Below are 16,231 nucleotides of genomic sequence, written 5' to 3'. Positions count from 1 at the left end.
CCGCCGCCGGCGGGTGCCGTCCGCCTCGAGACTGAGGAAGTTCCCATGAAAACCGCTTCGACTCTCGCGACCGGCCGCGCGGTCCCGGCCGGGTCCTCGCCCGGCCTGGCGGCGCGGCTCCAGACCTGGCTGCCCAAGCTGGTGCTGGCGCCCTCGGTGCTGATCTCCTTGTGCTTCGTCTACGGCTTCATGCTGTGGACCTTCGTGCTCTCGCTGACCGACTCCCGGCTGCTCCCCAGCTACGATTTCGTCGGCTTCGCCCAGTACGCCCGCCTGATGGCCAATGACCGCTGGTGGGTGGCGGCGACCAACCTGGGCGTGTTCGGTGGGCTCTTCGTCGGCATCTGCCTGGTGCTCGGCGCGGGGCTGGCCATCCTGCTCGACCAGCGCATCCGCCAGGAGGGGGCCCTGCGCACCGTCTACCTCTACCCCATGGCGCTGTCCTTCATCGTCACCGGGGTGGTCTGGAAATGGCTGCTCAATCCCGGCCTGGGCCTGCAGGCCATGGTGCGCGGCTGGGGCTTCGAGTCCTTCACCTTCGACTGGCTGGTGAACCCGGACATGGCCGTCTACACCCTGGTCATCGCCGCGGTCTGGCAGGCCTCGGGGTTCGTCATGGCGCTCTTCCTGGCCGGGCTGCGCGGCCTCGACGACAGCATCTTCAAGGCCGCCCAGCTCGACGGCGCCAGCCTGCCGCGCCTCTACTGGCGGGTCATCCTGCCCTGCCTGCGGCCGGTGGTGTTCAGCGCCGTGATGATCCTCTCGCACATCGCCATCAAGAGCTTCGACCTGGTGGTGGCGCTGACCGGCGGCGGGCCGGGCTATGCCTCGGACCTGCCGGCCACCTTCATGTACGCCCATTCCTTCAGCCGGGCCCAGATCGGCCTGGGCTCCGCCAGCGCCGTCCTGATGCTCGGCGGGGTGCTGGCCATCCTCGTCCCCTACCTGTATTCCGAACTGCGGAGCCGCCGGCATGGATAACGTGATTCGACGCCAGACTCCCATGGCGCGCCTGCTGCGCGCCCTGGTCTACGCCGCGCTCGCCCTTGCGGCCCTGTTCTACCTGCTGCCCCTGGCGGTGATGGTGCTGACCTCGCTCAAGCCCCTGGACGAGATCACCGCCGGCACCCTGCTGACCCTGCCCGAGAACCCGACCCTGGCGCCCTGGATCAAGGCCTGGGGCGAGGCCTGCACCGGGATGCGCTGCGAGGGGGTGGGGGGCTACTTCTGGAACTCCTTCGCCATCGTCATCCCGGCGGTGGCCATCTCCACCCTGCTCGGGGCGCTCAACGGCTATGCGCTGACCAAGTGGCGCTTCAAGGGCGCCGAGCTGGTCTTCGCGCTGATGCTGTTCGGCTGCTTCATCCCCTTCCAGGTGATCCTGCTGCCCATGGCCCAGACGCTCGGCTGGCTCGGCCTGTCCAGCTCCCGGGCGGGACTGGTGCTGGTCCATGTGATCTTCGGCGTGGCCTTCACGACGCTGTTCTTCCGCAACTTCTACGTCTCGATCCCCGACGAGCTGGTGTCCGCCGCCAAGCTCGACGGCGCCGGCTTCTTCCGCATCTTCCGGCGCATCCTGCTGCCGGTGTCGACGCCGATCATCGTGGTGTCGGTGATCTGGCAGTTCACCCAGATCTGGAACGACTTCCTGTTCGGCGTGGCCTTCTCCGGCCACGACACCCAGCCGGTCACGGTGGCCCTGAACAACCTGGTCAACACCTCGACCGGGGTGAAGGAATACAACGTCGACATGGCCGCGGCCATGATCGCCGCCTTGCCGACCCTGGTGGTCTATGTGCTGGCCGGGAAGTACTTCGTCCGGGGGCTCACCGCGGGCTCCGTGAAGGGCTAGGGAAACACTGATTTATTGCTGCGCTCGATATCCTGACCGCCGGCGGTGCCGAAGCGTCGGACCGTCTCAATCCTCATTGAGCCGACCGTCAACTCCGGTTGCTGTGCGCCGGCGGCGGCCAGGCTAGGCGCCCCCGCCTCTCATCGCTCGCGACATAAATCAGTGCCTCCCTCTGGGCCATTCCCAACAACAACTTCGAGAGAGCAATCGCCATGTCAGCTTTGGAAATCCAACACGTCTGCAAGGACTTCGGCAGCACCCAGGTGCTCAAGGACGTCAGCCTGGCCATCGACTCCGGGGAGTTCCTGATCCTGGTCGGGCCGTCGGGCTGCGGCAAGTCGACCCTGATGAACGCCATCGCCGGGCTCGAGCCGGTGACCTCAGGGGAGATCCACATCGGCGGCGAGGACATCACCTGGCGCACGCCCGCCGAGCGGGACATCGCCATGGTCTTCCAGTCCTACGCCCTCTACCCGAGCATGACGGTGCGCGGCAACATCGCCTTCGGCCTGGAGATGCGCAAGGTGCCCAAGGCCGAGCGCGAGGCCGCGGTGGAGCGGGTCGCCGACCTGCTGCAGATCTCCCACCTCCTGGAGCGCAAGCCGTCCCAGCTCTCCGGCGGCCAGCGCCAGCGGGTGGCCATGGGCCGGGCCCTGGCCCGGCAGCCGCAGATCTACCTCTTCGACGAGCCGCTCTCCAACCTGGACGCCAAGCTGCGGGTGGAGATGCGCACCGAGATCAAGAAGCTCCACCAGCGCCTGGGCACCACCATCGTCTACGTCACCCACGACCAGATCGAGGCCATGACCCTGGCCGACTGCATCGCGGTGATGCGCGATGGGCGGATCCTGCAGCTGGGCACGCCCGACGAGATCTACAACGATCCGGTGGATATCTTCGTGGCCGGCTTCATGGGCTCGCCGGCGATGAACTTCATCGACGCCACCCTGGAAGGGCAGGCGGGGGACTACCGCCTGCGCGTGGCCACCCCCGGGGCCGACGACCTGGTACTGCCCTGGCCGGCGAGCCGCGAGACCGAGGCCCTGGCCGGCCAGGTCGGCCGTTCGCTGGTGCTGGGGCTGCGCCCGGAGCACTTCGCCGAGGAGGACGTCCGCCTCGGCGAGCGGGCCGAGGGCACGCCGCTCTCGGCCATCGTCAGCGTGGTCGAGCCCACCGGGGCCGACATCCTGTTGCGCCTGCCGCTGGGCGAGGACGAGATCACCGCCCGGGTGGATCCGCATTGCCGGGTGAGACCGGGCGAACGCCTCGACCTGCGCGTGGACATGCGCCGGGCGGTGCTCTTCGATCGCGACAGCGAACGCCGGGTCGCCTGAGACGGCGCGGCGCCGGCTCCCCAGGCGTCCGGTTCAGTGGACGGTGATCACGCTGCACTCGGCGGCATGGCTGACCTTGTGGGAAACGCTGCCGGTGAGCAGGCCGCGCAGGTCGCTCAGACCGCGGCTGCCCATCAGGATGGCGTCGACGTCCCGGGCCTTGGCCACCTCGAGGATGGTACGGGTGGGATCCCCGCGGCGGATCAGCGTCTCGACGTGAACGGCGCCCAGGTCGCGGGCCTCCTCCGCGGCCTTGTCGACCATGGCCTGGGCCTGGCGCTCCCGGGCTTCCCGGGAGTCCTCCACGGCCTGGGTGCCCACCCCCCACACCAGCGGCGGATCGTGGGGCAGGGCCTCGGGGATGTGCAGCAACACCAGGAAGGTCTCCTCGTGGCGAGCGAGCTGACACGCCAGGGAGAGGGCCTTGCGGGCATGGGGGGACCCGTCGATGGGGACCAGCAGGGAACGGAACATGGTCTCTACCTCCGTGCCGGTTGACGGCTGCCGTCAGGAAGCCCGTGACCGGCCACGCCCGGGAAGGGCGTGGCCGCGGGGCTCAGTGGACGGTGATCACTCGGCACTGCGCACCGTGGGTGACCTTGTGGGACACGCTGCCCACCACCAGGCCCTTGAGGTCGCCGAGGCCGCGGCTGCCCATGACGATGGCGTCCACGCCGCGCTCCTCGGCGGCGGAGAGGATGGCCTGGCTCGGATCTCCCTGGGTGAGGACCGGCTCGACCTGTTTCACGCCCAGCGTCTTGGCCTCTTCGCTGGCCCGGTCGAGCAGCTCCTGGCCGACCTCCTTGCGCTTCTCCAGGGTGGCGCCCATGGGCACGGCGCCGGCCCCCCAGACCAGCAGGGGCTCATGGGGCAGCTCCTCGGGGATGTGCAGCAGCACGAGCTGGCCGTCCTCCTGGCGGGCCAGCTTGCAGGCCACGCACAGCGCCAGGCGCGAGTGCTCCGAGCCGTCGATGGGGACGAGGATGGTCTGGAACATGTCGGGGCTCCTTGCTTGTCGATGGGGGATACCCCTAGCCTAGCCGTCCCGGGCGTTGATGGGGTGACCTGTATCAACCTCCGGGACGCTCCTCCCGGCCCTCCAGGCGACGCAGCCGCCCCCAGAGCTCCCGGCGCAGGTCCGCCAGGCGGGGCCGCTGCGCCTCCTCGAAGGCCAGCGGGCGGGTCAGCCGTTGGGCGCGCAGGCCCAGGCGGGCCCCGAGCAGGCCGACCGCCAGCCCCTGGCCGGCCCGGGCCGAGAGCCGGCCGGCGAGGTCCATCGACAGCCATTCCATGCCGGCCTCCCCGGCCAGCTCGCTGGCGCCGGCGAAGGCCATGTCGCGTAACACCCAGCGCAGCAGGCGGACCCGCGCCGCATAACCGAGTTCCAGGCCATAGAGTCGGCACAGCCGGTCGATCAGCGCGAGATGACGCCATGCCACCAGCGCCATGTCCACCAGGGTGAGGGGACTGAGCGCCACCATGACCGCCGTTTCGCCGTTCATGCCCGAGATCAGCCGGCGCGCCTCCCGGTCTCGGGGCGCCAGCAGATGGTGGGTGAGCAGTGACTGCAGCTCCCTGCCGTCGTGATGCGGTTGGCGGGCCGCGACGAAGGCGCGCCAATGGGGGTGGTCGGCATCCAGCCCAAGGCGGTCGCGCAACGCCGTCGCCGTGGCCAGGGCCTGGCGAGGGGGCATCTCGGGCATCGCCGCCAGGGCGTCGCGCAGACGACCGTGAGCCCGAAGGCGGCGGAGTCGCCAGAGCTCGCGAGCCAGGGCCGTCGTTCCCAGGCCGATCGCTCCCAGCCCCAGCAGCCCCCAGCCCAGGGCCAGCCAGTCGCCGGTCGCCAGCGCGGCCGGGAGCGACAGGGCGAGCTCGACCCCACCCAGGGCCAGTCCTCCGACCAGCAGACCCAGCAGGGCCCAGCGACGCCGCCGCGGAGGCGCCAGGGTGGCGTCCATGCCGACCTCGCTGGCTTCGGGAGCCTCGGGGCTGGCCAGGGGACGGCTGTCCCGTTCCGGAGCGAAACGGCGGCCCGGCGCGGGAGGCTCATCGGCCGGGGGTGGGTCGTCCAGCGGGAAGCGGCGCCCCGGTTGCGGATCGCTGTCGCGCGGTGCGGTCATGTCAGCTTGTCTCCGATCAGCCAGTCCAGGGCCACGTCCAGGCGGATATGGGGCAGGGTATCGCCGTCACGCGGTAGCGGGCGGAAGGCCGGGAACTCGAAGCCCTGGCGGGTCCAGAAGTCGGCGTCGGGCAGCCGCGCCGGCACCTCCCCCGGGAACAGCAGCGTCGTCTCGCCGTCCAGGGTGGTGCCCCGCAGGACCGGCTGACGCCGGCCCTGATGGTCGACCTCGCGGGCCTCGGTGGCCCGGATCGAGGCCAGGCTCAGCGCGCGCACCGGTACGTCGGCGAAGCGCAGGTCCTGGAGCGGCTCGGCCAGCAGCGCCTCCAGCAGGCCGGTGAGGGGCTCGTGCTGTTCCGGGGTGACGTGGTCGGCCTTGGTGGCGGCGATGGCCAGGCGCTCGATGCGTGGCGCGAACAGCCGCGACAGCAGGCTGCGTCGGCCGTAGTCGAAGCTCTGCATCAGGCGGGACAGGGCCCGGGAGAGGTCCTCGAAGCGCTCGGGGCCGGCATCCAGGGCGCCCAGCACGTCCACCAGCACGATCTGGCGGTCGAAGCGCCGGAAGTGTTCGCGATAGAACGGCTTGACGATGTGCTGCTGGTAGTGGCGAAAGCGCCGGGCCAGGGTCGCGTAGAGGCTCTCCGGCGGCAGCCCGGCCAGGCGCGCCTGATCCACCCGCTCGAGTCCCGGCAAGGGGAAGAACTGCAGCACGGGGGCGCCCTCGAGCTCGCCGGGTAGCAGGAAGCGGCCGGGCTGGAGGTCGGCGAAGCCGGCCTCCCGGGCCGCGCGAAGTCCCTCGGCATAGCGCTCGGCGATCTCGGCCAGTCGGCCTTCCTCGACCGTCTCGGCCGGATCCAGGCCCGCCACCGCCTGGCGCCAGTCGGCGAACAGCGTGGCGCGCTCGCCCCGATCCAGCACCTGGGCCCGGCTCCAGGAGGCGAAGTCGTGGCCCAGCAGCGGCAGGTCGAGCAGCCATTCCCCCGGGTAGTCGAAGAGATCCAGCGTCAGCCGGCGGGTGTCGCCGCCCACCCAGCCCGGGCGGCGGGGGCGGTAGCGGATCACCAGGCGCAGCTCGCTGATGCCCCGGGTGGGCTCGGGCCAGCGGGGCGGGGAGTCGTCCAGGGCCGCCATGGCCCGGTCATAGGGAAAGCGCGGCACCCCCAGGTCCTGCTGCTCGACACGGCGAGCCCCGAGCAGGCGTCCCTCCCGCGCCGCCGGCAGCAGGTCGAGGCGGGCCGCCAGGCCGGCGTGGCGAAGCTGGTGGACCAGGGAGGTGAGGAAGGCGGTCTTGCCCGAGCGTGACAGGCCGGTGACCGCCAGGCGCAGCTGCCGGTCGCGGCCGCGCTCGAGCAGGTCGGTCAGTTCCCGAGTCAACGGTTGGCGCATGGTGCGGCGTCCCTGTCGCGGCTCACTGGGGGGTGGCCTCGGGGGCCCGGCTCGTCACCAGCCGTCGCCAGCCCAGTGCCATCACCGGCAGCACGCACAGCGGCAACAGCACCGCGTTGAGCCGCGACCAGCCCAGGGCATCGACCAGGGGGCCGGCGAACAGGGCGGTCAGGGTCACGGTGGTGAAGACCAGGAACTCGTTGGCGGCCTGGGTGCGGGCCTTCTCGGCGGGACGATAGGTCTCGGTCAGCAGGCCGGTGGCGGGCAGGAAGGAGAAGTTCCACCCCAGCCCGAGCAGCACCAGGCCGAGATGGAACCCCATCAGGCCGGCATGGAGCTGGGCCACCAGGGCGCTGGCCAGCAGCAGGGCGCTGCCGGCGAGGATCATGCGGCTGGCGCCGAAGCGGGCGGTCAGTCGGCCGGTGACGAAGGAGGGCAGGAACATCGCCACCACGTGCCACTGGATGGTAGTGGCGACATGGTCGAAGTGGAGCCCCGTGGCCGACATGGCCAGCGGGGTGGCGGTCATGGCCAGGTTCATCACCCCGTAGCCGATCAGCGCCGCGGTCACCGCCACCACGAAGGTGGGCTGGCGAAGGATCTCGCCCAGCGGCCGGGCCTGGCCCTCGCCGTGGGTGCGTTCCGGTGGCGGCAGGCGGATCAGCGATAGCACCCCCAGGGCCAGCAGATAGAGGGCGCCGAGGCCCAGGAAGCTGCCCAGGAAGGGGACCTCCGCCAGCTCGCGGCTATGGCGCGCCAGCCAGGGCCCGAAGAAGGCGGCCAGTACCCCGCCGCCCATCACCAGGCCGATGGCCCGGTCGCGAAGCGCCGCCGGCGCCGCCTCCACCGCGGCGAAGCGGTACAGCTGGCCGAAGCCGATGCCGATGCCGATCAGCCAGGTGGCGGCCAGGAACGGCAGGAAGGCTTGGTCGGTGAGCGCCTTCACCGCCAGCATCACGCCGCCCAGGCCCAGCAGGTTGCCGAGCATGAAGCCGCGACGCCGCCCGAGTCGGGCCATGATCAGCGAGGCCGGGATGGTGGCGCACATCAGGCCGAGCCACTGGGTGGCCACCGGGGCCGTGGACCAGGCGGGGGAGGGGGCGAGCTCGGCGCCGATCAGCGGCGACACGGCGATCAGCAGGATATTGCCGCTGATCAGCAGGGCCTGACACAGCGACAGCAGGGTGACGGCGAGGGGCACGATGAGGTCCTTTTCGGATGGCCTGGAAAGCTTCCAGCATACCCGTCCTGGGTCGTCCGGATGAAGCGGGCGTCGGCTACTGGGGCGGCACCACGCCTACGGGGACCGGTTCCACCAGGCCGAGCAGCTGGACCAGCACCGGCGAGGCGGCGATCACGAAGCCCAGCGCGGCGATCAGCCGGCCGAGCAGGCGCCGGCTGGGGTGGCGGGCCAGGGTGAGGCCGGCGATGCACACCACCAGGCCGATGATGTTGAAGGCGTAGCCGAGCATCTGGAGGAGTTGATAGGCGGTCATGGCACTCGATCGGTGGGTGAAGGGAAAGGGGCATCCTGCTAGGCAATGTCCGAAAAGTGTCTGCGCTCGGCTATACGGCGTTAAAAATCAACTCGTGCGCGAGCCCGGTCAAAGTCCTCATTCAGCGCTCGTAAACTCCGGCTTTTGACTCGCGACATCCATGTCGCTCGCTCTTCGAGCAGCGGAGCTGCCCAAATCGGCACTCCTTGCCGATTTGTCGTTGTTTTTTGCCTTGTCTAGCCTTCGCTCGCCGACTTTTCAGACACAGCCTAAGCTGGGATGATACCAGTCGGGACCGGGTCGTGGTCCCGTCCTACAGGGAGGCAACGACGCCATGGCTGGCCAGGACGCCCAGACCGTCATCGACTTCTGGTTCGGGGAGCTCGCCCCGGCCCAATGGTTCCGCAAGGACCCTGCGCTGGATGCCGAGATCGCCCGGCGCTTCGCCGACACCCTGGCGGTCGCCCGGCGGGGGGAACTGTGGCACTGGCGCGCCGACCCCAGGGGACGGCTCGCCGAGATCCTGGTGCTCGACCAGTTCTCGCGCAACATCCACCGGGACACCGCCGAGGCCTTCGCCGCCGATCCCCAGGCCCTGGTGCTGGCCCAGGAGGCGGTGAGCCGTGGCCTGGATGCCGAGCTGGCAACGGTCGAGCGGGCCTTCCTCTACATGCCCTACATGCACAGCGAGTCCCTGGTCATCCACGAGGAGGCGCTACGCCTGTTCGACCAGCCCGGGCTCGAGGACAACCTTCGCTTCGAGCGCCGGCACCGTGACATCCTGGTACGCTTCGGACGCTATCCGCATCGCAACGCCCTGCTCGGGCGCGAGTCCACCGACGCGGAGCGGGCCTTCCTGGCCGAGCCGGGCTCGTCGTTCTGACATTCCGCCCCGCTTCCCGGGGCACCCAACCACTGGCAGGCAGGAGAAGGAGGAGATCATGGGGATCATCGCCTGGTTGATCATCGGCGGGCTGGCGGGCTGGATCGCCGGCCATATCATGCGGGGCGGGGGCTTCGGCCTGCTCGGCAACATCGGGGTGGGCATCGTCGGCGCGGTGGTCGGCGGCGGGCTCTTCAACCTCCTCGGCCTGCAGGCCGGGGGCTTCATCGGCTCGCTGGTCACCGCCGTGGTCGGCGCCGTGGTGCTGCTCTGGGTGATCGCCAAGGCGAAGAAGGCCTGACCCGGGGCCTGGCCGGACACGCCATCGCCCGGCCGTCTCCGGCCGGGCGATGGCGTGTCCGTCGCCGGCGCCGAGGCGCCGGCGGGTCGGTCAGGCGGGGGCGGTGGCCTTGCTGCCCACCAGCTCGGTCAGCGCCTCCTCGATGATGGAAAGGCCTTCCTCCAGCACGTCGTCCTCCACGGTCACCGGGACCAGGATGCGGATGGAGTTGCCCCAGAAGCCGCAGGACAGCAGGATCAGGCCCTTCTCCTTGGCCTTCTTGCACAGCGCCGCGGTCAGCTCCGGGTCGGGGGTGCGCGAGGTCTTGTCGGCGACCAGCTCGAAGGCGGCCATGGCGCCGAGGTTGCGCGGGTTGTCGACGCACTCGAAGGTCTGCTGCCAGGCCTGGAAGCGGGTGGCCAGCTTGTCGCCCAGCGCCGCGCTCTTCTCCAGCAGGTTCTCTTCCTCGATGGCCTCGATCACCGCCAGGGCGGCGGCGCAGGACAGCGGGTTGCCGCTGTAGGTGCCGCCCAGGGAGTTGGGGCCGGAGGCGTCCATCACCATGCCGGTGCCGACCACCGCGGACAGCGGCATGCCGTCGGCCAGGCTCTTGGCCATGGTCATGATGTCGGCCTCGACGCCGCTGTGCTCGAGCGCGAACAGCTTGCCGGTGCGGGCGAAGCCGGATTGCACCTCGTCGACGATCAGCAGGATGCCGTGCTCGTCACAGAGCGCGCGCAGGGCCTTGAGGTAGTCGGGGGAGGCGATGTAGAAGCCGCCCTCGCCCTGGACCGGCTCGATGACGATGGCCGCGGTGCGGTGCGCCGGGATGTCGGTCTTGAACAGGGTCTTCAGGGCGTTCAGCGAGTCCTCCTCGCTGATGCCGTGATAGGCGTTCGGGAAGGGCGCGCGGTAGACGTCACCCGGCATGGGGCCGAAGTCGTTCTTGTAGGGCAGCACCTTGCCGGTCATGGCCAGGGTCATGAAGGTGCGGCCGTGGAAGCTGCCGTCGAAGCAGATCACGCCGCTGCGGCCGGTGGCGGCCCGGGCGATCTTGACCGCGTTCTCCAGGGCCTCGGCGCCGGAGTTGACCATCATCGCCTTGGCGTCGCCGCGTACCGGGGTCAGCTGGCAGAGCTTCTCGGCGAGCTGGACGTAAGGGGCATAGGGCATCACGGTCTGGCAGGTGTGCATCAGCTTGTCGAGCTGGCCCTTGACGGCCTCGACCACCTTGGCATGCCGGTGGCCCAGGTTCAGCACGCCGATGCCGCCGGCGAAGTCGACGAAGCGGTTGCCGTCGGCGTCCCAGAGCTCGGCGTTCTCGGCGCGCTCGGCGAACTGGGGCGAGGGGCTCGCGGCGCCGCTGGCGACATAGCGCTGCTTGAGCTCGTTGAGTTGCGCGTTGTTCATGGGGATCTCCTGTTGGGGAAACGGTAGGGGGTCTCAGAGCCCGCCGACACAGACGTATTTTAGTTCAGTGTATTCCTCCAGGCCGTGACGCGAGCCCTCGCGGCCCAGCCCGGATTCCTTGACGCCGCCGAAGGGCGCCAGCTCGGTGGAGAGGATGCCCTCGTTCACCGCCACCATGCCGTATTCCAGGCCTTCCATGACCCGCCAGATGCGCCGGTAGTCGCGGGCATAGAAGTAGGCCGCCAGCCCGAACTCGGTGGCGTTGGCCATGGCCACCGCGTCCTCCTCGGAGGCGAAGCGGAACACCGGCGCCAGCGGCCCGAAGGTCTCCTCGGTGGCCACCCGCATCCGCTCGGTGACGTCGGCGATCACGGTGGGCTGGAAGAAGGTACCGCCGAGCGCATGGGGTTCGCCGCCGCATACCAGCCGACCGCCCCGGTCGAGGGCGTCACGGATGTGGCTGCCGACCTTGTCCACCGCCGCCTGGTTGATCAGCGGCCCCTGGACCACGCCGTCCTCGAGGCCGTTGCCCACCCGGAGCTCGGCCACCCGGGCCGCCAGCTTGTCGAGGAAGGCCTCGTAGACGCCGTCCTGTACCAGCAGGCGGTTGGTGCAGACGCAGGTCTGGCCGGAATTGCGGAACTTGGAGGCGATGGCCCCTTCCACGGCGGCGTCCAGGTCGGCATCATCGAAGACGATGAAGGGGGCGTTGCCGCCGAGCTCCATCGAGGCCTTCTTGACGGTCCCCGCGCACTGGGCGAGCAGCCGCTTGCCGACGGCCGTGGAGCCGGTGAAGGACACCTTGCGCACCCGGGCATCGGTGGTCAGCACCTCGCCGATCTCGGCCGGCCGGGCCGCGGTGACCACGTTGATCACCCCGGCGGGGATGCCGGCCTCCTCGGCCAGTCGGGCCAGGGCCAGGGCGGTCAGCGGGGTGGCCTCGGCGGGCTTGATCACCACCGGGCAGCCGGCGGCCAGCGCCGGGGCGCACTTGCGGGTGATCATCGCCAGCGGGAAGTTCCAGGGGGTGATCGCCGCCACCACGCCGATCGGCTCGCGGAACACCAGGATGCGCTTGTCGGCCCCATGGCCCGGCAGGGTCTCGCCGGCGACCCGCTTGGCCTCCTCGGCGTAGAACTCGACGAAGCTGGCGCCGTAGGCCACCTCGCCGCGGGACTCGGCCAGGGGCTTGCCCTGCTCGCGGGTCATCAGCCGGGCCAGGCCTTCCTGGTGGGCCATGATGCGCTCGTACCAGCCGCGCAGCGCCGCGGCCCGCTCCTTGGCGGTCCGGCGCCGCCATGCCGGCCAGGCGGCCTCGGCGGCGGCCACGGCCTCGAGGGCGTCCTCGGCTGTGAGGTCCGGTACCTCGGCCAGCACCTCGCCGGTGGCGGGATCGGTGACGGGGAAACGGCGGGGGGCGTCACGCCACTCGCCGGCCACATAGGCCTTGTCGATGAGCAGCTCGGTCTCGGCGGTCATGGGGTCTCTCGCTGGGTGTATTGTCATGATGGACGAGTGTGCATTATTTAAAACAGTGCGCCAAGCCCCTTTTCTCGCTCTTTGGTCGTGGGGCGTCCCGGAGCATCGGCGCCGGCCGCGCTTTCCGTTACACTATGGCGCCGAATTTCCCGCGGCACCCTTGGTGTCGCCCGACGTGTTGCATGTATGGCGAGGTGAGCCTTGGTCGATCCCTTGAATGCCTGGTGGGCCCAGCAGCTGGTGCTGTGCGAGTGGGCCTTCGCGCCCGACCCCCTGACGCTGGAGCGCGATGAGGCGGTGGCCCGCCTGCAGGGGCTGGGCGTCGTGGACCGTGGCGAGCTGGGCTGGCGCCTGCTGGAGTCGCTGGGCGCCGGCGGCGAGAGCGATCCCGCGCGCTTGCTCGCGGCCCTGGAGCTCGCGGCCCTGGGCGGAGCGGCCGGCTGGCTGGGCGAGGATCGGGCCCGGGACTGGGCCCGGCGACTGGCCGAGGAGATCAGCGTCCATCACGACAGCCTGGACGGCTGGCTGACGGCTCTGTGCCGGGCGCGCAGCGCCGAGGGTTGGGTGAAGGGCGACGACGGCTTCAGCGAGGCCTGCGAGGCCCTGGCCGTGCTCGAGCACGAAGGGGAGGGCGTGACCTGGGACATGCTGCGTGAGTGGCTGGCGGCCCATCGTGGGCCCCTGGCGCTGTGGCCCGACGACCCCGAGGCTCGGGTCTGGCGCCTGCGGGCGGCCTTCTCGCCGATCCTGGAGACGCCGGCCGGCTCCCTGGACTGGCAGGGGCTCGAGCCCTGGCTGGCCGAGGCCTGGCAGGTCAGCGGCCGCGAAGAGCTGATCCGGGTGCTGTTGTGGCTGGCCGCCCAGGGGGATCGGCAGGGTTGGGATCTGGATGCCAATCGCCTGCTGGGCGCGGAGGCGGGAGAGCGTCGCGCCTGGCTCGAGGGCCTGGCCTCCCCGGATCAGCCGGCCGGGCGCGTGCTGCTGGGCTTCGTCGAGGGAGGGGAGCCGCTGGAGTGGGCCGCCTGGGACTGGCTGCGGCTGATCGACCTGGCCTGGGCGGGCGCCTGCCTGGGCTGGCTGTCCGACGAGGAGGCGACGGATTTCGCGGCCCACGGCGCGGACCTGGCGCTGCACCGCTACAGCGACTGGACGGCCCTGGCCCGCGCCTACCAGCGGGGGCGTAGCCTCTTCGAGGCGCGCGACCTGCTCCCGGCCTTCGACGCCGACTGGGCCTTGCTGCTGCTCTCGCCGGTCAGCCCCTGGAAGCCGCCCCTGCAGGGACTGCTCGAACCCGAGGTACTGGAGCGATCGCGGGAGGCCATCCGTGCCTGGCGACGTGAGCCACGGCATTGGGTGCTGGCGCTGGCGTCGGTGCGCGAGCCCGAGCTGGCGATGCGGCAGGGCGTGGCGCCCGAGCTGCCGGCGGCTCGCCGGGAGGATGCCCGGGGCTACCTGGCCGAGACCCTGGACCTGCACGCCGACGAGGGCGCCGAGGCCCTGGCTCGCTACTGGCTGCCGGCCCAGGCGCACCATCTCAACCAGCTGGCGGCGGACGCCGCCCATGGGGCCCTGCCTCCGGCGCAGACGCCTTTCGGGCATCCCGCGCGCGCCGATCTCGCGGGGCGCGACGCCCTGGGACGGGCCAGCCGTCATGCCGCCACCATCCACATGGCCGAGAAGTACGCCTTCCACCTGCAGATGGCCATGGACAGCGGCCTGTTCGAGGCCGAACGGCTGACGGAGCTGGCCAAGGCCCTGCAGGGGTCCCTGTGCCGTTTCTACCCGGACGCCCGCCGGCTGCTGTCGGCCTGGGCCCACTGGGAGGCGCTGCTGCCCGAGCCCGAGCTGCCCGCCCTGGTCGCCGAGATTCGCTGGCACCTGGACGATCCCGGCAGCCTCTTCCACTGGCTGGATTGGCGGGGAGGGGCCTGGCAGGAGCCCGGCCCCCGACCGACCTTGCCGCACTTCACCGCCATGGCCCTGGTGGGCCCGCTCAACAGCGCCGCCTGGAGCCTGCCCCAGGTGGAAAGTGCCCGGGAGTGCGCCTCCATCCGCGAGTGGGTCGACGGCCACTATGGCCTGCATGGTGCCGACGAGCTGGCCGAGTTCATCGACCACCTGTTGGAGGCCGGCGATCGTCAGGAATACCAGATCAACTACGCGCCCTATACCCTCAACGGGGCCCGCCTGGCCTCGGAAATCGCCACCCTGGAATCCGGCGAGTGCAGCGAGGAGGAACGCAACCACCTGCTGCGGCTGCGCCGCGTGCGCGACGATGAGGACGGCTGCAATGACCTGGACCTGACCGCCTGGGACCTCGCCCAGGCGGTCGACCTCGCGATCGCCGGTCGCCAGCTGGGCTGGCTCGAGGAGGCGGCCTTCCTCAGGGTGCTCGAACGGGCTCATGCCCTCGCGGCCCGCCATTATGGCGGCTGGGAGGAATACGCCCGGGGGCTCTATGCCGGCTTCTCCTTCTTCATGGGGGAGACACCCGAGCGCGAGGCCTTCCTGGGGGGGTTCCGCCAGGCGCTGGTCGGCTGGCTGGCCGCGGCGCCGCCCCTGGCGGGTCCCTGGGCCAGCCTGGACTTTCCCGGGGCTCGCCCGCGTCACTGGGCGCCCATGCACGTGGATACCCTGCCCGGTGACGGCCATCAGCTGCACTGAGGCACCGGCCTGCCCGCGCGAGGCGGGGGGCGACAACCGCTAGGAGAGGGACAGGGATGTCGAACTGGAGCCGCGGGGCGTCGTGGGCGTGGGTCTTGGTGCTGCTGTCGGGTTGCGGCTCGGTCGCCGAGCGACCGCCGTCGGACGAGGTGTTCGCGGCGGACCGGCGCGATGCGCCGCTGATGTCGCCCATCGATAACCCCATCCTCGCCGTGAGGGGGCTGCGCAACCCGCCGCCGGCCCTCGTCCAGCGGGCCCTGCTGGCCCAGCACGAGCGCTGGCTCGGCACCCCCTACCGATTGGGAGGCACCGGCCGCCGCGGCATCGACTGCTCGGCCCTGGTGCAGCGGGTGTACGCCGAGACCTTCCGGGTCGACCTGCCGCGGACCACCCGCCAGCAGGTCCACGAGGGGGAGGCGATCTCCCGCGACGCCCTCCGCCCCGGCGACCTGGTCTTCTTCCGGCCGCCCGGCTTCTACCACCACGTGGGCATCTACGTGGGCGAGGGGCGCTTCCTGCACGCCTCCACCTCGCGCGGGGTCAAGCTCTCCGCCCTGGACAACCCCTACTGGCGGCGCCACTACTGGCAGTCGCGCCGGCCGCTGGAGGCGGTTCGCCTGGTGCAGCGCCTCGATCCCGCGTTGCTCGATCGTGGCGAGGGCTAGCCGGCGCCATGTGCCTCGGCTTCGTCGCCCCAGATTTCCTCTAGCCGCTCCGAACGCCCGCAGGCCGACTTGTAGTAGCGGTAGCGCATGGCGTTGTCGACGTAGTAGTTCTGGTGGTAGTCCTCGGCGGGGTAGAAGGCCTCGAAGTCGATGATGCGAGTGGCGATGTCCCGGTCGAACCGTTCCGCGACCTCCTCGAGGCTGGCCTCGGCGAGTTCGCGCTGGCGCTCGTCCAGGGGGAAGATGGCACTCTGGTAGGTATCGCCGACGTCGCAGAACTGGCGGTTCTCCACGAAGGGATCGATGTTGCGCCAGAAGACATGCAGCAGGGTGGCGTAGTCGACGATCTCGGGATCGTACTCCACCTTGACCACCTCGATATGGCCGGTGACGCCGGCCGAGACCTGCTCGTAGGTGGGATTCTCCACGTGACCGCCGGTGTAGCCCGAGGTCGTCTCGACGACGCCCTCCACCTTGTCGTAGGCCTGTTCCATGCACCAGAAGCAGCCGCCCCCGAAGATGGCGGTCCGGGGTTCGGCCGCCTGGGCGGGGGCGATCACGCCGAGGGCGAGCAGGCAAGGCCACAGCAGGTCCGCAAGGGTCTTGCGCGTCATGGTGTTGCTCCTCCTCGAAGGGATGTACTTTCCTATAGTCCAACGGATG

16 protein-coding genes are annotated in these 16,231 nt (G+C 70.6%); 7 read left to right on the top strand and 9 right to left on the bottom strand.

Features of this window, described 5'->3' with window-relative positions; translation table 11 throughout:
• The first annotated feature begins 45 nt into the window (after positions 1-45).
• The 3 genes from BEI_RS12270 to BEI_RS12260 all read left to right on the top strand — a co-directional run bounded on the left by BEI_RS12270 (position 46) and on the right by BEI_RS12260 (position 3,186).
• On the top strand, positions 46-981 hold the full coding sequence (locus BEI_RS12270; protein ID WP_097789785.1) for a carbohydrate ABC transporter permease: 936 nt from the start codon (positions 46-48) through the stop codon (positions 979-981).
• Complete coding sequence (locus BEI_RS12265; protein WP_097789784.1) at positions 974-1,852, top strand: carbohydrate ABC transporter permease; 879 nt, start codon at positions 974-976, stop codon at positions 1,850-1,852. Before BEI_RS12270 ends, BEI_RS12265 begins: the two co-directional genes overlap by 8 nt.
• A gap of 212 nt (positions 1,853-2,064) precedes the next feature.
• Positions 2,065-3,186, top strand: coding sequence for an ABC transporter ATP-binding protein (locus BEI_RS12260; protein ID WP_097789783.1), 1,122 nt, complete (start codon positions 2,065-2,067; stop codon positions 3,184-3,186).
• A 33-nt stretch (positions 3,187-3,219) separates the two neighbouring features.
• On the opposite strand, the gene BEI_RS12255 is transcribed toward BEI_RS12260, so the two are convergent.
• From BEI_RS12255 to BEI_RS12230, 6 genes are all read right to left on the bottom strand, one after another.
• Positions 3,220-3,660 carry a universal stress protein gene (locus tag BEI_RS12255; RefSeq protein ID WP_097789782.1) on the bottom strand — a complete coding sequence of 147 codons (441 nt, stop codon included), beginning with the start codon at positions 3,658-3,660 and terminating at the stop codon, positions 3,220-3,222.
• An 82-nt stretch (positions 3,661-3,742) separates the two neighbouring features.
• The gene (locus tag BEI_RS12250) at positions 3,743-4,183 is read right to left on the bottom strand and encodes a universal stress protein (protein WP_097789781.1); all 441 of its coding nucleotides are present in this window, start codon (positions 4,181-4,183) and stop codon (positions 3,743-3,745) included.
• Positions 4,184-4,256: 73 nt separating this feature from the next.
• On the bottom strand, positions 4,257-5,306 hold the full coding sequence (locus BEI_RS12245) for a TIGR01620 family protein (RefSeq protein WP_097789780.1): 1,050 nt from the start codon (positions 5,304-5,306) through the stop codon (positions 4,257-4,259).
• Positions 5,303-6,691 carry a YcjX family GTP-binding protein gene (locus tag BEI_RS12240; protein ID WP_097789779.1) on the bottom strand — a complete coding sequence of 463 codons (1,389 nt, stop codon included), beginning with the start codon at positions 6,689-6,691 and terminating at the stop codon, positions 5,303-5,305. The genes BEI_RS12245 and BEI_RS12240 overlap by 4 nt, the downstream gene beginning before the upstream one ends.
• A 22-nt stretch (positions 6,692-6,713) precedes the next feature.
• A complete protein-coding gene (locus tag BEI_RS12235) occupies positions 6,714-7,892 on the bottom strand; it encodes an MFS transporter (RefSeq protein ID WP_097789778.1) in 1,179 nt (392 codons plus the stop codon).
• Positions 7,893-7,968: 76 nt separating this feature from the next.
• Complete coding sequence (locus BEI_RS12230) at positions 7,969-8,187, bottom strand: hypothetical protein (protein WP_097789777.1); 219 nt, start codon at positions 8,185-8,187, stop codon at positions 7,969-7,971.
• A 334-nt stretch (positions 8,188-8,521) separates the two neighbouring features.
• Between BEI_RS12230 and BEI_RS12225 the strand changes: the two genes are divergently transcribed.
• Both BEI_RS12225 and BEI_RS12220 read left to right on the top strand, forming a co-directional pair.
• Complete coding sequence (locus BEI_RS12225; RefSeq protein ID WP_097789776.1) at positions 8,522-9,070, top strand: DUF924 family protein; 549 nt, start codon at positions 8,522-8,524, stop codon at positions 9,068-9,070.
• Positions 9,071-9,128: 58 nt separating this feature from the next.
• Positions 9,129-9,371 (top strand): GlsB/YeaQ/YmgE family stress response membrane protein, encoded by a 243-nt coding sequence (locus tag BEI_RS12220; RefSeq protein WP_097789775.1) that lies wholly within the window; start codon positions 9,129-9,131, stop codon positions 9,369-9,371.
• 90 nt (positions 9,372-9,461) lie between these two features.
• Here BEI_RS12220 and gabT read toward each other — a convergent pair whose 3' ends face one another.
• Positions 9,462-10,760, bottom strand: coding sequence for a 4-aminobutyrate--2-oxoglutarate transaminase (gene gabT / locus BEI_RS12215; RefSeq protein ID WP_097789774.1), 1,299 nt, complete (start codon positions 10,758-10,760; stop codon positions 9,462-9,464).
• A 33-nt stretch (positions 10,761-10,793) separates the two neighbouring features.
• Positions 10,794-12,239: an NAD-dependent succinate-semialdehyde dehydrogenase gene (locus tag BEI_RS12210; protein WP_097789773.1), complete on the bottom strand. Its 1,446-nt coding sequence runs from the start codon at positions 12,237-12,239 to the stop codon at positions 10,794-10,796.
• A 201-nt stretch (positions 12,240-12,440) separates the two neighbouring features.
• Here BEI_RS12210 and BEI_RS12205 point away from each other — a divergent pair, with 201 nt between their 5' ends.
• Together BEI_RS12205 and BEI_RS12200 are read left to right on the top strand one after the other, a co-directional pair.
• Positions 12,441-14,903, top strand: a complete 2,463-nt coding sequence (locus tag BEI_RS12205; protein WP_097789772.1) for a DUF1266 domain-containing protein — start codon at positions 12,441-12,443, stop codon at positions 14,901-14,903.
• Positions 14,904-14,959: 56 nt separating this feature from the next.
• Positions 14,960-15,568, top strand: a complete 609-nt coding sequence (locus tag BEI_RS12200) for a C40 family peptidase (protein ID WP_097789771.1) — start codon at positions 14,960-14,962, stop codon at positions 15,566-15,568.
• On the opposite strand, the gene msrA is transcribed toward BEI_RS12200, so the two are convergent.
• Complete coding sequence (msrA, locus tag BEI_RS12195) at positions 15,565-16,182, bottom strand: peptide-methionine (S)-S-oxide reductase MsrA (protein WP_097789770.1); 618 nt, start codon at positions 16,180-16,182, stop codon at positions 15,565-15,567. The genes BEI_RS12200 and msrA overlap by 4 nt on opposite strands.
• Positions 16,183-16,231: the final 49 nt, after the last annotated feature.

Source organism: Halomonas beimenensis, assembly GCF_002549795.1.
GTDB lineage: Bacteria > Pseudomonadota > Gammaproteobacteria > Pseudomonadales > Halomonadaceae > Halomonas > Halomonas beimenensis.
The sequence above is the reverse complement of the archived record's forward strand: the minus strand, read 5'-3'. Positions and strand labels throughout refer to the sequence as shown.

Excerpts from the sequence above, each read along its gene's own strand:
- BEI_RS12250 (WP_097789781.1), bottom strand. The coding sequence starts at position 4,183 with ATGTTCCAGACCATCCTCGTCCCCATCGACGGCTCGGAGCACTCGCGC.
- BEI_RS12230 (WP_097789777.1), bottom strand. The coding sequence starts at position 8,187 with ATGACCGCCTATCAACTCCTCCAGATGCTCGGCTACGCCTTCAACATC.
- BEI_RS12220 (WP_097789775.1), top strand. The coding sequence starts at position 9,129 with ATGGGGATCATCGCCTGGTTGATCATCGGCGGGCTGGCGGGCTGGATC.
- BEI_RS12200 (WP_097789771.1), top strand. The coding sequence starts at position 14,960 with ATGTCGAACTGGAGCCGCGGGGCGTCGTGGGCGTGGGTCTTGGTGCTG.
- BEI_RS12265 (WP_097789784.1), top strand. The coding sequence starts at position 974 with ATGGATAACGTGATTCGACGCCAGACTCCCATGGCGCGCCTGCTGCGC.
- BEI_RS12245 (WP_097789780.1), bottom strand. The coding sequence starts at position 5,306 with ATGACCGCACCGCGCGACAGCGATCCGCAACCGGGGCGCCGCTTCCCG.
- gabT (WP_097789774.1), bottom strand. The coding sequence starts at position 10,760 with ATGAACAACGCGCAACTCAACGAGCTCAAGCAGCGCTATGTCGCCAGC.
- BEI_RS12260 (WP_097789783.1), top strand. The coding sequence starts at position 2,065 with ATGTCAGCTTTGGAAATCCAACACGTCTGCAAGGACTTCGGCAGCACC.
- BEI_RS12255 (WP_097789782.1), bottom strand. The coding sequence starts at position 3,660 with ATGTTCCGTTCCCTGCTGGTCCCCATCGACGGGTCCCCCCATGCCCGC.
- BEI_RS12225 (WP_097789776.1), top strand. The coding sequence starts at position 8,522 with ATGGCTGGCCAGGACGCCCAGACCGTCATCGACTTCTGGTTCGGGGAG.
- BEI_RS12210 (WP_097789773.1), bottom strand. The coding sequence starts at position 12,239 with ATGACCGCCGAGACCGAGCTGCTCATCGACAAGGCCTATGTGGCCGGC.
- BEI_RS12240 (WP_097789779.1), bottom strand. The coding sequence starts at position 6,691 with ATGCGCCAACCGTTGACTCGGGAACTGACCGACCTGCTCGAGCGCGGC.
- BEI_RS12270 (WP_097789785.1), top strand. The coding sequence starts at position 46 with ATGAAAACCGCTTCGACTCTCGCGACCGGCCGCGCGGTCCCGGCCGGG.
- msrA (WP_097789770.1), bottom strand. The coding sequence starts at position 16,182 with ATGACGCGCAAGACCCTTGCGGACCTGCTGTGGCCTTGCCTGCTCGCC.